A 12,720-nucleotide genomic window follows, 5' to 3' on the forward strand; every position below is an offset into this window, starting at 1 on the left:
GCATCGCGACACGCGCATTGACGAACGCGGAGACACCCATCAGACCCTCGCATCAAGAGCTGCTACAGGTGCTGCGATGAGCGACCACCGGCGCCGCGGACTGCTGAACGTGCTCACATTCGAACGCCGGGTCCACGAACTAGCGATGGACCTTTACGCCGCGTGGCTTCCCGACGTACGCCGCGCAGTACTCCCCGAACTAGCAGCGGCAGCGCTCACACCCGAACCCTCCAACATCGCCGTCACCCAAGCCCGGTTCGAAGAACTTCTCGACACCATCTTCATCGCAGGCATGCACGATCTGACCGCCGGTCACATCGCCGCGACCATCACCGCCGCCGGGATCACCGCCGACATGCTCCCCTGGCCCGACAACGCCACCCCGCAAACCGGGACAGTCACCGCCCGCATGGTCACCCGCATCCCAGCGATCACACAGTGGCAAACCGTGTACCTATCTCAGGTTCGCAACCGGATGGTCAACACCCCCGACACTGTGTACAAAGCGATCTCCACACACGTCGCCGAAGCGTTGCGGCTCGGAGAGTCGATACCCCAGATGCGGGACCGGATCGCAACGGAACTCGACGTCACCAATGTGGAACAGTGGCCGCGCCGCGCCACCGTCGTCGCCCGCACCGAATCTGGCGGCGCCATGAACTCGGCAACGAGGCAAGCCGCGATCCTGCAGTCCGACATCACCGGCACACTCCTCGACCAGGTGTGGATAGCAACCCCCGGATCCGACCGAACCCGCGAAACCCACCTCGAGGCACACGGCCAGCGTGTCCCCCTAGGTGAGCACTTCATCGTCGGCGGCTACGAGCTCGCCGCGCCCGGCGACCCTGATGGGCCCGCAGAGGAAGTAATCCAGTGCCGGTGCACGCTCCTCACCGTTGAGCGCGGCGAAAACGTCCCCGGCCTCGACACGTGGGCGCTGGCTGCATCCCTCGATCCCACAATCACCCACCAAACCGCTGCCGCAGCTGATGGAGGTCACGCCATGGAGGAGTTCCGATCCTGGGAAGGATTACTCATCCCGTTCAACACGGTCTCCCGCGACAGGTTGTCACTTGCGTCTCCCGACCTGAAGCTCGTCAACGAGAAACTCCCACTCGTCCTCAACTGGCAGGAGAAAGACGACCCCGACCACGACGGGGCGTTCACCGTCGGTGCGATAGAAGCTTTTGAAACCCGGGACGACGGCATCTGGGGCCGCGGCTACTTCCTCAACACCGAACACGCGGACGACGCTGTCGACCAGGCACGCAGAGACCTCACCGCCCCAAGCGTTTTCGCTATCGTCACGAATGAAGTCCTCGCAACCCCCGACGGCCAGCCAATCACCGACGAGCAACTCGAACAAGCCATCAACGCAGATGAGCCGATCGACGCTGTACCAATGTGGCTGGAAGCCGAGATCGCCGCCGTCACCCTCGTCGCGATCCCCGCCTGGCGCGAAACAAGCATCACAATCGGCGACACGGTGGAGCGGGACGACACAATGCCAGCGGTCCTCCAAGCCGCTGGACACCGCCTCGCAACCCTCGACGAACACCGGCCACGCGCCGTCATGTTCGCCGACCCCAAACTCACAGAACCCACCCCACTGCACATGACAAGCGACGGCCGGATCATCGGGCACGTCGCGCAAGAAGGCTGCCACCGCGGCTTCACTGACCGGTGTGTCCCCGTGCCACGCTCCAACACCGGCTATGCACACTTCCACACCTCCAGCGTCCGCACAGCTGAAGGCGACACACTCCCAGTCGGCAGACTCACAGTGGGAGGCGGTCACGCTGCCGCCGGCGCGGACGCACGCGCCGCCGTCGAGCACTACGACGACGTCGGTACCTGCTTCGCGCTCGGCAGGCTCTTCGACGACGGGATCGGTATCGCCTTCTCCGGGGTCCCGCATCCGCAAGCCACGGTCGATCAGGTCGAAGAAGGCCTGTCAGCACCGATGTCAGGGGACTGGCGCACCCTCGGCGGGAACCTCGAACTCGTCGCCGTCTGCGCCGTCAACACCCCCGGATTCCCTGTCATCCAACGTTCCCGCACAGCCTCCGGCGAACGGCTCATCGCGTCGCTCTCCCCCACCACGAACAAGCACGACACCCCGATCACCGTGAACCTCAACCAGCTTGCCGCGAACCTTCTCGACGAATACCGGACTGGAGAACTCCGCCGCGCCCAAGCCGATGCCATCCGAGATTCGATCGCCGTGAAACGCCGGAGCGAACACGAACGCCTCACCGCGTCAATCCACCAGAAGTGAAGGAGCGTCAACACCCATGGCCAGACACTGCGGATCATGCGGCAGCGCACCCAAGGCGAAAACTGAGAGAACCCCCGTCAGATACGAATTCACCACCAGCACCGGGGAAACCCGGATGTTCCTCTCACGGATGGAAGCAAACGTCGCGAAAACCCGCGACCCCCAGGGAACCGTCACCCCGATACGCGAATAGCCTTCTCCGCCCGCATCTTCACCCCCCTGATTTAGCGTCACAAAACCAGAAGGTGTTCTGACCTGTGCTGTGTGCCGAGAACACCCTCACCACACGTCAATAGCTGTTCCTGTCGAGGGCTGTGTGCCGGGGAAAACCACTCAACACTCTTGATTGGAGACCCCTGATGGCTGAATTTGAACTGCCAGCCGAACTTCCCAGCGACCTCGACGGCCTCGACGGCCTGCGCGCAGAGGCGAACACCGCGTTCGACGACATCAACACTGAAGTCGGCTCTGGTGTCCCCTCGCAGGAGCAGCTCGACAAGCTCTCCGCGCTCGCCGACGCGATCCACAAGATCGATGACGCCAAGACAGCCCTCGCAGAAGCGGAGAACCAGCGCGCCGAAAAAGCGCGGGAACTCATCGAATCTGTGAAGGCACGCAATGCCACCGAAGACAGTGACGGCACCGAAGAAGAGCCTCCCAGCGACGCTGCGGAGGTTGTGGCTGAAGCGGAACAGGCCACGCAGGAAGCGGCAGAAGAAGTAGACGCCCCCGAACCCGTCGCTGCAGCAGCAACTCCCAAGCCTGTGAAGCGGTCATTTGCTGGTGCCACAAAGAAAGCAGACATCGACGTGCCTAAGCCCAAGATCGGGTGGTCCCTCTCGGCTGGCGCGCCGGGCTGGCAGCATCAGGGAGGCAACAGTGGCCTCTCGTTCCGGGATTTCGCGAAGCGGCTCGATGACAACCTCGTCGCAGGCGGTCGTTTGAAGCTGAACCGTCCCCAGAACCCGGTTCTTGGCGGTCCCACAGTGTCCCTCGCCACCCTGCAGCGTGACGGCAAGGTCATCGAAGACGCGCATGCGCTGGTCGCGGCGATCAACGAAGTCTCCGACGAGCGGAACCTCCCCGGTGGTTCACTCACCGCGGCGTGCGGCTGGTGCGGTCCGGGTGAGACCGTATACAACTTCTGCGACGTCCCCAACGCAACGAACCTCCTGACGCTGCCTGAGTTCATCATCAACCGCGGTGGCCTCCGGTTCCCAGCCGACCCGGACTACAGCGAGCTGTTCGCTGACATCCCGGCGATCTTCACCGAAGAAGATCTGTGCGCCGAACCCGCACCGGAAAAGCCGTGCCTCGATATTCCTTGCCTTGATGAGTGGATCGAAATCGAACCGGAAGCATTGTGGCGTTGTGTCCGCGCAGGGTTCCTTGAGCAGCGCGGCTGGCCCGAACGCATCGAGCATTTCCTGCGCTCCCTGACGCAGTGGCACCTGCGCCGGGTCTCAGCGCTGTCAGTCGCGAAGATCATCGCCGGATCTGATGCAATCACGATCCCCGCCGACAGCCAGATCGCGGCCAGTTCGGCCGTGCTCAACAGCCTGGCTTTGGTGGCGACGAACTTGCGCATCCAGCACGGTCTCGGTGACATGGCTACCATCCAGGGTTTCGCACCGACATGGGTGAAGGAAGTCATCCGTGCTGACCTCGCGAACCAGGCAGGTGTCTCCGAGAAGAACATCTCGGATGCTCAGATCACCGGGTGGCTCACGGCGAGGAACATTTTCCTCCAGTTCATCAGTGATTGGCAGACCAACGAACCCGGTCTGCCCGGCAGCGACGATACGACCGAGTGGCCAGGAGCGGTCGAGATTGTTCTGTTCCCCGCAGGAACGTGGGTCCGGCATCTCCGCAACGTCATCGAGCTGTCCAACGTCTACGACCACGCGAGCCTCACAGTGAACCAGTTCACCCGCCTCGCTGTCGAGGACGAGTTCCAGGTGTGGAAGCGCTGCTACGGCTCGAAGCTCGTCACGATCCCGATCTGCCCGAGTGGCGCGATCGGGCCGCGTCAGGCCATCGCCTGCGCAACCCCGACCCCATAGCAGGGTCCGTGATCTGGGTGGGGCGTGAAGGCCTGTGACCAGTGTGAGGCTGTGACCCCTCCACGCCCCGCCCTCCCAAATCTGTTGTTTCCCTTCATGGAGGTCCCTGATGGTTCTGCCCCCGATTCATTTTCAGCCGCCTCTGGTGAATCCGGCGCGGCACACCCTCTACGACCTCCCTGGCCTGCACCCCGCCGGTGAGCCGTCACGGCATCAGGGCGGCGTCGAAATAGACCCGATCAACTGCCCCGGCTCCACTGGCACATGGCCCACCGATCCCTGTGAAGTGGAGCCAACCGGTGAGAAAACCGGTGACCGCGGTGACTACACGGAGTTCCCGCCCGTAACAGCGTGGGGTGCTGACGAGTGCGGCCTCGAATCCAGCGAGGAACGCGCTTTGCAGAACCTGCGGCTACGCGAGCCACAGGTCGTAACCCAGCACTTCATCGATCTCCTCGAAGATCCTGAGCCCGGTTCGGAGACCGCGGCAACCGATCTGGGTGCTCATTTACCGGCCACCGCGATCGGGCTCCTCGAGGAAGCCCTCGGGTGGGGGTGGGGCGGAACCGGTGGCGTGATCCTCGCGCCCCGTCGGCTGGCCGCGCTGCTTGCTGCGGAAGGCCTGATCATGCCGGGCCCGTCGAACACGATCACCACCGTTCTCGGTACCCGCGTCGTATTCGGTCCCGACACGACGGGCGTGGTGTACGCGACCGGGCCCGTACATGTTTGGCGGGACGAGGTAATGACGCAGCAAGCCAGAGCGCTCACCGGTAACCGCGTCCTGTGGATCGCGGAACGCACCATCGTCGTCGGGCACGAGTGCACCGCAGTGAAGGCGACGATCGCATGACCGTGCGGCGCGTGACAAACATCTGCTACCGGTGGAAGAACCGGCCAGCCTATCCAGAACCCGCGGTCACGGTAGCCGCAGAGCCTCATACTGCGAGCTCCTTCCACGAACCCCCGCGCGCCGGGCGCGGATCCTCGCGCGATGCCTGGGCGCAACACCTCACTGTTAACGGAATCCCGGTCACCGGCACTGACACACGCGATGACCTGATCGCACGGTGGGACGAAACGAGGCAGCCCTCGTGACCATTGAAGTCGTCCTCGCGGTCCTCGCTTCCGGTGTCCTCACCGCGTTCATCACGGGCTGGTTTAACCGGTGGCGCAACCGCACCCAGGCCACCGCCCACTTAGCTGAGGCCTACACGAAACTCACCGCGGACCTGACCGCCGACAACAAAGTCCTCAGAGCCGAGGTCGTCGGGCTGAATAAACGGGTGCGCTGCCTGGAACAGAAACTCGACAAGGCCCTCACTGCTTTGCGGGACAACAACATCAGCATCGACGAAGCCGCCTGACTCGGCGTTTTGCACCCCACCCTCATAGCTTCCTTTTTGCGGCCTCACACGCAACTTCATTGCGCAATGAAGAGAGTGAGGCACAACTATGGCCGGAGCGAAGTTTCCTGTCGTAAAGGGCATCCGCATGCGGGTGACGAAAACGAACTTTTGTGGTCTCCCACTCGAGGGGCCCGGCAACTACACCGTCACCGACGGCTGGATCAGCGCTTCCCTGTCCCCGAACATGAAGGCAGCCGAAGAGCTCGAGCAGACCAACGCTGAAGGCCGCGTCTGCGTGGCCGACCGCACACCGCCAGAGAGGAAATGGTGGGACGCGACTCTCACGCTGTGTAACGTCGACACCTGCCTCATCGGGATGATCACCGACTGGCCTATGATCGTCGATTCCGAAGGCAACGTGATCGGTTTCGGTGACCAGTCCGAGGTGCCCACCGACACCGCGGTGATGATCGAAATCTGGGCGGGCGCATCGCAGGCATCTGACTGTGAGGCCCCAGAAAACGACGATATTTTCGATGCCGGTTCCGAGATCACGGGCCGCCAGTTCGGTTACTTCGCGTTCCTCCTGAAGGAAGCAACGCTGGGTGATTTCGAGATCGGCGCTCAAGTGTCAACGTTCACTTTGACCGGCATCACCGGTTCATTCGCCCAGTGGGGCAGGTCGCCGTTCAACCCGATCGATATCGACGGCAGCGGCACCCCAGGCCGCTACCTTGAAGAGCCTGACCCCGATCAGCACATCTGGGTACAGCGCACCCCGATCTCACCTCCTGACGTGACGGACGGATGCTGCTATCTCGCAGTCCAGTCCGTCACGACACCGTACTTCGGTGAAACCGCGGTAGCGGTCGCTGGTGACCAGCCCGACTGCGACTTCGAGCCTGAGCCGGAGCCGTGATCAGTTAGACAAGGAACCCCCAGTTGCGTGACGGCTGGGGGTTCACTGTTGCGGGCTGTGCTCGCCCGAGTAGGCGTTCCGGACTCCAACTCGGTGGTTGCGGGTTCACCACCTGAACGAGCAGCGTTGCACCCCTCGCTCGTAGTTTGACGGCCATGGCAGCGTGTGAATGGACCGTAGACGATTCGTGTCTTCCGGCGCCGGAGTCGGAATACGATCGCGCGCGGCTTCAGGACGCCAAGGACGCAGCCGTCAGAATCCTCTGGTCGCTGACGGGCCGCCAGTACGGTGTCTGTCCGGCGATCGCGCGACCATGTCCGCCGCCGTGTCTGCCACGTAAGAGCGGACCCGGCTGGTTCCCCGAGCTGGTGAACGGCGCATGGATCAACGTGTGCAAATGTGAGGGTGGCTGCACGTGGCTCGCGCCCTCCGTCATCCACCTTCCGGGCCCAGTCGACCACATCATCAAGGTGACGATCGACGGCACGGACCTCGACGAAACCGCGTATGCGCTCGAAGGTGACCTTCTGTACCGGACCAACGGGATATGGCCCTCACAGAACCTCACAAAACCCCTCGGCTCTCCCGGCTCGTGGTCGGTGACATACGGTCGGGGTGCGCCACCCCCAGCCGGGCTAGCGACCGCCGCGGGGATCCTCGCGAAGGAGTTCTTCGCGGCGTGCTGCAACACCAAGTGCCGCCTGCCGGCGCGTGTGCAAGCCGTTGTCCGCAACGGGGTCAGCGTCACCATGACTGGGCCTGACATTTTCGCTGAAGGTCTCACGGGCATCCCCGAGATCGACATTCAGATCCAGGCAGCGAACCCTAATCGTTTAGCTCAGCGAAGCCGGGCGGTCTGACATGATCCGCATTCTTCGCCGAATCACCGCCGCGATCTGTTTCGATCTCGCTGTCGCTCTGGACGCGAACCTGATAGACAACGAGTTGCCTGGGCTGCACTGCGAGTGCCCCGATCTGATCGGACACCCCGCGGATCAAGGCGGTGAACGCCGTGAGTGATGTGCTGCTCCCCGTCGTGGGCCGTTTGCAGGAATCGTTGCGGCAGGTGTTCAGCAACAGTGCGCCCACCCCACCACTCGGTGGCGGCTCCGACGAAGTGCGGTTCGTTGCCGGTGACTTCGGGCTGTCCATGAGCATGTGGAACCTCCACCAGGACGATTGCGGCTGCGGTGACCCGTTCCTGTGGGTGCGTATCGTGCGCCGATACCGCACCTCGCAGTTCCCCGCCGACCAGCAGGGCGGAGCGAAATGCGGCACATCGAAAGCCGCCACCATCGAAGCTGGAGTCGCGAGGTGCGCGGTCACCGAACCGAACCCGTGCTGGGACGAACTCGACCGTGAAGCGCTGGTATCGGCGGACGACTCGTGGCGGTTAGAGGCCGCGATGTGCCGGGCCATACAGTGCGCGACCCGGGAACACCTGGTGCTGGACCACGCGCAAACCCCCATCGTCCCAGTCGGCCCCGAGGGTGGGCTGCTGGCATGGATCGCACAGGCACACGTTCAGTTAGGAGCCAGCGCATGAGCACAGTGAGAGTTGTAGCGACCGGGAAACGCACTCTCGCGAAGGTTCCCACCGAACCGGTGACAATCGAGCGGACACCCTACATTGACGGTCTGCTGCGCCTGGGAGTGCTCAAGCGTCTGCCCCTCGATTCAAGTGACCCGGAGACACCCACCAGCGCGCTATTACGGGAACCGCCCCGCACAGGCAAAGGGTCCTCCCGCGCGAACTGGCTGGCGTTCCTCACCAGCGTTGGTGTCCCGCACCTCGAGGAGGACTCACGGGAGACACTGATCCGCCGCTACGACGAGCACGAGTGGGAAGTCGGTGACTAATGGCGTCAGGGTTCGTGTTCACCATCGACAACAGCAACCTCACTAACGCGCTCACCGGAGGGCAGGGGTTCCTCGTAAAAGCAGTCACGGATATCACGCGGCGCGTCGAGGCCGCCGCGAAACTCAAAGCACCCGTCGATACCGGCAATTTGCGGCGCTCCATCAACCAGACCCCACCAGTTGTGAACGGGTTGATCGTCACCGGTGGTGTCGAGGCGCGAGCGAACTACGCGGCCGCGGTCGAGCTGGGCACACGCCCCCGCGTGATCGAACCCCGCAACGCGCGCGCGCTGAGGTTCAGGGCAGGTGGGACAACCGTGTTCGCCACCCGTGTGCGGCACCCCGGTTCGCGGGGAAGACCTTTCCTGAAGCCCGCACTGGATGAGGTAGCCGCAGCCCTATAACTCGGGGGGGGGCTTGCACCCCGCGCTCATACCTTCTACGGCAGTCACAACTGGACCGATTGGAAGGCCTCACACAATGCAAGCTCCAGATTCGACCGATGACCTCGCCGCTAAGGCCGAGGAGCTCGACCGCGAAGAGGCCCGCTTGAAGAAGGAGCGGGCGGCTCTCGCGAAGAAGCGGAAATCTGCTGTAGTCCTCGAGGAGGACGGCACGGTGATCCAGCCCGACGAGGACGAAGAGTGGCCGCACGACACGCTTGAGTTCGCTGACGAGACGTGGGAAGTCAGGAAGCCTAAGACTCAGGCGATTGTCATGTTCTCCATCAACTCGTCGAAGAACGCCCCACAAGAGGTGCAGACGAACGCGACATTCAAGCTGCTGCGAAATCACATGTCGGAGGCGTCATACGACCGGCTCACCGAACGCATGATGGACCCGGACGATGCGAAGGGCGAGTTCACGCCGCAAATGATGGGGGACTTGATGGCGAAGATCGCCACTATCGGTACGAGCCGCCCTATTCAGCCGTCGCGAAACTCTGCCAAGTAGCGGCGGCGTCCTGGCGCACCCTGGAGGCCCGCATGATCGCTGATGGCATCCACGACCCTTTGCGGGACCTGCCTGACATGCACAGTCTCCTGAACTATGTCGAGTTGATCCTCGTCCAGTCCTGCTCGGATGAGAAAGAGCGCGACAAGTTGATGTTCGACCTATACCGCCCGGAGAAAGGCCAGACGGCACCGGGCTTCACCCCGAAGGACCAGTTGGCGTCGTTCGACGCGTTCATGGGTGCGTTCGCTTCAGCGAAAGTCGAGCCCCGCAACAAGAAAGGCAGCGAATGAATGGATGAAGACAGCAGCGATAAGATCCGCGACCTCGTCAACGAAGTGATGTCGGACTCGCAGGTGTCGAAGGCTGCGCAGCAAGTCGCTACCAGAAGCCTCGCAACGACTATTTCGTCGTTCTGGCTCCAATGCGCTGAGGACGGCTGCCCAGACTGGGTAGCCCTCGATTTGGCAAACACGTTGCTGGGTCATTTTATGTACAACGCTGTGGGGCGCGACAAGGGTGATGGCTGCTGCGGGAACGGCTGACGCTGCACCCCAGATCGGCAGGATCTAGCGTATGTCGCAGCCCGTCGGTTCCATCTCAGTCTCGGTCGAGGCGGAAGCGTCCAGCTTTGAGCAGGAGATCGTCGCTGCAGTGCGCGAGGCGATGGGCGAGGTTCTTGACCTGATCAAGGACGCGATGGGTGACGTGTCCGATGCGCTCGGCGATGTTGAGACCGGCGCGTTTGACGACGTGGACGAGGCTGCCTCACAGGCCGCTGATGCGATCAGGGACACCGCTGATGCTGCCACCGATATCGATCTGGGGAGTATCGATACGAGCGGCCTGGATGATGTTTCGAGCGCAGCGCAGGAAGCGGCCGAGAGTGTCCGCGACGTCGCCGAGGAAGCCGCCGAAGCGGAGTCCTCCTTCGATGGGATGGCCGCAGCCTTGGGTGGGATTTCCTTCGCTGCTGCCGGGGCGAGCGCGGCAGCGTTCGGGCAATCCCAAGCCGACCTGAATCTATCCCTGGATCAGTCCGCGATCATCCTCGGGGAATCGCGCGAGTCGATGCGTGATTTGGTCAGCGAAATGACCAACGCGACGTTCCCGATCGGCACGGTCACCGAGGGCATCGAGGCGCTCGCGGAGCGCGGGATCAGCACCCGCGAAGAAATGCAGAACCTGCTGCCCGTGTTCGACCGGCTCTCTGACGCGACCGGCGTCGAGATGGCACGCGGTATCGAAGGGGTCGGTGCCGCACTGTCCGGGATGGGTGTCGGCATCGAGGATGCCGAGCAGCATTTGGACACATTCACGTTCCTGCTCACCCAAACCCCTCTTGAACTCGCCGATGTGGAGCGCGCGACATCCCGGTTCGGTGACGCGTTCCAGGACATGGGTGTGGGTGTCGAAGACGTGGGTGTCGCCTTAGCGACCCTCGCTGAACGAGGTGTGCGCCCACGGGACATGATGCGCGAATTGCAGTCCGCGCTGGATGATTCCGGTGGATCAGCGGACGACTTCTTCGCTCACATCGACGGCGGCACCGGCGCACTGGATGATGTCTCGAAGCGTATGGAGGACGCTCAGGGACAAACTCAGGAGCTCGCGGACGCGTTCGAACGAAACCTGACCCCGATGGACCGCTTCCGCCAATTCACTGAAGAACTCGCGTTCAAGTTCGGTGACTTCGCGCCCCTGTTGTCCGGTGTCGGTGGCGCGATGGCCGGTCTCGCCCCGCTGGTTGGTGGTTTGATCGGTTCTGGCGGGCTCGGAGGCCTGGCTGGCATTCTTGGCCGCGTTGCCGGTGCGGCACGTTTCCTGCTCGGACCGGTTGGTTTGATTATCGGCGGTATCACGCTGCTGCTCGCGAACTCTGAAACCCTCCGCGACGCTCTCGGCCGCCTATTTGAAACCTTCATGGATGTCGCTGGGACGCTGTTCGAAGCGCTCGCACCAGCCTTCGACTCGGTGATGGAAGTTGTCGGCACCCTAGCGGGCGTGATCGGCGATGTGCTCGGCACCGTGCTCGACACACTTATCGACACGCTGCTGCCCGTGCTGATGGACCTGCTCGACACCATGATCCCAATTTGGGAGATGGTCGCAGAGACTGTCGGCGAACTCGCGGCCGCGCTGGCGCCGGTCATCGAGACGATGGGGGAATTGATCTCAGCGGTCCTCCCGCCCCTCGCTGAACTACTCGGCGCCGTACTGCAGCCCGCAATTGAGATTGTCTCCAAAGTCGTTGGGGCACTCGCCGGTGTCCTGTCCACGGTGCTGACTCCGGCGATCGAGATCGTTGCCGGCGTTGTCGGTGGCTTCGCCAATATTCTGAACACTGTCGTGACGGGGGCGCTGAACGCGATCCAGGACCCGATCGGTGCTGTCCGTGACGCGTTCGGCACACTCATCGAAGCCGCAGGCAGGGTCCGGGACACGGCGATCGAAAAGTTCGGTGAACTCCTCACGTGGATCAGGGAACTCCCGGGCCGTGTCCTCTCCGCGCTCGGTAATGTCGCGACTTCACTCGTGCCAGCAGGACGTGACTTCATTCAGGGCCTGATCGAAGGGTTCAAGCAGAAGTTCACCGACGCTGTGAACTGGGTGAAAGACCTTCCGGGCAAGCTGGTCGGTGTTTTCCGCCGGGAATCGGAGACACAGTCACCCTCCCGTCTGATGATGCGTGTTGGTGACGACTTCATGGCTGGCCTGGTTGTCGGTATCGAAGAAAAGTCGAGGGAACTCGCCCCGATCATCGAGCGCGTCGTTCGTGACGCTGCGACGGCTGCCAGTGCGGTGCAGCTCGACGCTCCCACGATCACCGGGAGTGTGGACGCGAGCCTTACCGGTGGTGACTTGTCTGTGTCCGCGGAGATCGATGGCGCGGACCGCTCGGTGAGCGCACTCGGCGCGATCGCGCAGGCGCTTGGCCTGGCAGGTGAGGAAGCAAGCGGTTCGTTCGCCCCGGCCTTGGTGGAAGCCGGTAAGGATGCTGCGAAGCTCGCCCAGATCGTGCAATCCGCGGCGCAGGGGAACATCGCCCCGGCAGCCAGCTTAATTGCGCAGTCCGCGAACACGGCAGGTGCAGCGTTCCAGACGTTCGCGAACCAGCAGGTCAACCCGGCGATGATTTCGGTGGCTCAAGGCGCCGCGAACCTTGCCAACAATGTCGGCACCGCCATTAACCAGCAGATCGTTCCTGCGTGGCAGAACATGGGCACGAACGTGGAGAACGTGAACCGGCAGCGTGTGCAGCCGGTGATGACGGCCGTGCAGGGCGCTGTCAATACG

General features: G+C 63.0%; 16 protein-coding genes. All 16 read left to right on the forward strand.

Annotated elements, in window-relative coordinates; genetic code table 11:
- Positions 1-2,278, forward strand: a 2,278-nt coding sequence (locus tag FHU29_RS22500; RefSeq protein WP_221195336.1) for a phage minor head protein, incomplete at its 5' end; no start/stop codon positions are given.
- A 16-nt stretch (positions 2,279-2,294) separates the two neighbouring features.
- On the forward strand, positions 2,295-2,471 hold the full coding sequence (locus FHU29_RS22505) for a hypothetical protein (RefSeq protein ID WP_157095377.1): 177 nt from the start codon (positions 2,295-2,297) through the stop codon (positions 2,469-2,471).
- Positions 2,472-2,637: 166 nt separating this feature from the next.
- Positions 2,638-4,341, forward strand: a complete 1,704-nt coding sequence (locus tag FHU29_RS22510) for a major capsid protein (RefSeq protein WP_064442272.1) — start codon at positions 2,638-2,640, stop codon at positions 4,339-4,341.
- Between the two features lie 109 nt (positions 4,342-4,450).
- The gene (locus FHU29_RS22515; protein ID WP_064442271.1) at positions 4,451-5,194 is read left to right on the forward strand and encodes a hypothetical protein; all 744 of its coding nucleotides are present in this window, start codon (positions 4,451-4,453) and stop codon (positions 5,192-5,194) included.
- Positions 5,191-5,439: a hypothetical protein gene (locus FHU29_RS22520; protein ID WP_064442270.1), complete on the forward strand. Its 249-nt coding sequence runs from the start codon at positions 5,191-5,193 to the stop codon at positions 5,437-5,439. The genes FHU29_RS22515 and FHU29_RS22520 overlap by 4 nt, the downstream gene beginning before the upstream one ends.
- The gene (locus FHU29_RS22525) at positions 5,436-5,708 is read left to right on the forward strand and encodes a hypothetical protein (protein ID WP_064442269.1); all 273 of its coding nucleotides are present in this window, start codon (positions 5,436-5,438) and stop codon (positions 5,706-5,708) included. The genes FHU29_RS22520 and FHU29_RS22525 overlap by 4 nt, the downstream gene beginning before the upstream one ends.
- A gap of 88 nt (positions 5,709-5,796) precedes the next feature.
- A complete protein-coding gene (locus FHU29_RS22530) occupies positions 5,797-6,609 on the forward strand; it encodes a hypothetical protein (RefSeq protein ID WP_064442268.1) in 813 nt (270 codons plus the stop codon).
- 155 nt (positions 6,610-6,764) lie between these two features.
- Positions 6,765-7,469, forward strand: a complete 705-nt coding sequence (locus tag FHU29_RS22535) for a hypothetical protein (protein ID WP_064442267.1) — start codon at positions 6,765-6,767, stop codon at positions 7,467-7,469.
- Position 7,470: 1 nt separating this feature from the next.
- A complete protein-coding gene (locus FHU29_RS22540) occupies positions 7,471-7,629 on the forward strand; it encodes a hypothetical protein (protein WP_157095373.1) in 159 nt (52 codons plus the stop codon).
- Complete coding sequence (locus FHU29_RS22545) at positions 7,622-8,155, forward strand: hypothetical protein (protein WP_064442318.1); 534 nt, start codon at positions 7,622-7,624, stop codon at positions 8,153-8,155. Before FHU29_RS22540 ends, FHU29_RS22545 begins: the two co-directional genes overlap by 8 nt.
- On the forward strand, positions 8,152-8,469 hold the full coding sequence (locus FHU29_RS22550; RefSeq protein WP_064442266.1) for a hypothetical protein: 318 nt from the start codon (positions 8,152-8,154) through the stop codon (positions 8,467-8,469). The genes FHU29_RS22545 and FHU29_RS22550 overlap by 4 nt, the downstream gene beginning before the upstream one ends.
- Entirely contained in the window at positions 8,469-8,873 is a 405-nt protein-coding gene (locus tag FHU29_RS22555; protein WP_083962534.1) for an HK97 gp10 family phage protein, read from the forward strand. Before FHU29_RS22550 ends, FHU29_RS22555 begins: the two co-directional genes overlap by 1 nt.
- A 76-nt stretch (positions 8,874-8,949) precedes the next feature.
- Entirely contained in the window at positions 8,950-9,423 is a 474-nt protein-coding gene (locus FHU29_RS22560) for a hypothetical protein (protein ID WP_064442265.1), read from the forward strand.
- A gap of 32 nt (positions 9,424-9,455) precedes the next feature.
- Complete coding sequence (locus FHU29_RS22565) at positions 9,456-9,716, forward strand: DUF7240 domain-containing protein (RefSeq protein WP_064442264.1); 261 nt, start codon at positions 9,456-9,458, stop codon at positions 9,714-9,716.
- Positions 9,717-9,968: a hypothetical protein gene (locus FHU29_RS22570; protein WP_064442263.1), complete on the forward strand. Its 252-nt coding sequence runs from the start codon at positions 9,717-9,719 to the stop codon at positions 9,966-9,968.
- 31 nt (positions 9,969-9,999) lie between these two features.
- Positions 10,000-12,720 (forward strand): phage tail protein (locus FHU29_RS22575; protein ID WP_183377672.1); only part of this gene is annotated, 2,721 nt, incomplete at its 3' end.

The organism is Hoyosella altamirensis, from assembly GCF_014191505.1.
In the GTDB taxonomy this organism is placed as follows: Bacteria; Actinomycetota; Actinomycetes; order Mycobacteriales; family Mycobacteriaceae; genus Hoyosella; species Hoyosella altamirensis.

What these genes read in the sequence shown, in the direction of transcription:
- FHU29_RS22505 (WP_157095377.1), top strand. Translation starts at nt 2,295, where the DNA reads ATGGCCAGACACTGCGGATCATGCGGCAGCGCACCCAAGGCGAAAACT.
- FHU29_RS22510 (WP_064442272.1), top strand. Translation starts at nt 2,638, where the DNA reads ATGGCTGAATTTGAACTGCCAGCCGAACTTCCCAGCGACCTCGACGGC.
- FHU29_RS22515 (WP_064442271.1), top strand. Translation starts at nt 4,451, where the DNA reads ATGGTTCTGCCCCCGATTCATTTTCAGCCGCCTCTGGTGAATCCGGCG.
- FHU29_RS22520 (WP_064442270.1), top strand. Translation starts at nt 5,191, where the DNA reads ATGACCGTGCGGCGCGTGACAAACATCTGCTACCGGTGGAAGAACCGG.
- FHU29_RS22530 (WP_064442268.1), top strand. Translation starts at nt 5,797, where the DNA reads ATGGCCGGAGCGAAGTTTCCTGTCGTAAAGGGCATCCGCATGCGGGTG.
- FHU29_RS22535 (WP_064442267.1), top strand. Translation starts at nt 6,765, where the DNA reads ATGGCAGCGTGTGAATGGACCGTAGACGATTCGTGTCTTCCGGCGCCG.
- FHU29_RS22540 (WP_157095373.1), top strand. Translation starts at nt 7,471, where the DNA reads ATGATCCGCATTCTTCGCCGAATCACCGCCGCGATCTGTTTCGATCTC.
- FHU29_RS22550 (WP_064442266.1), top strand. Translation starts at nt 8,152, where the DNA reads ATGAGCACAGTGAGAGTTGTAGCGACCGGGAAACGCACTCTCGCGAAG.
- FHU29_RS22555 (WP_083962534.1), top strand. Translation starts at nt 8,469, where the DNA reads ATGGCGTCAGGGTTCGTGTTCACCATCGACAACAGCAACCTCACTAAC.
- FHU29_RS22560 (WP_064442265.1), top strand. Translation starts at nt 8,950, where the DNA reads ATGCAAGCTCCAGATTCGACCGATGACCTCGCCGCTAAGGCCGAGGAG.
- FHU29_RS22565 (WP_064442264.1), top strand. Translation starts at nt 9,456, where the DNA reads ATGATCGCTGATGGCATCCACGACCCTTTGCGGGACCTGCCTGACATG.
- FHU29_RS22570 (WP_064442263.1), top strand. Translation starts at nt 9,717, where the DNA reads ATGGATGAAGACAGCAGCGATAAGATCCGCGACCTCGTCAACGAAGTG.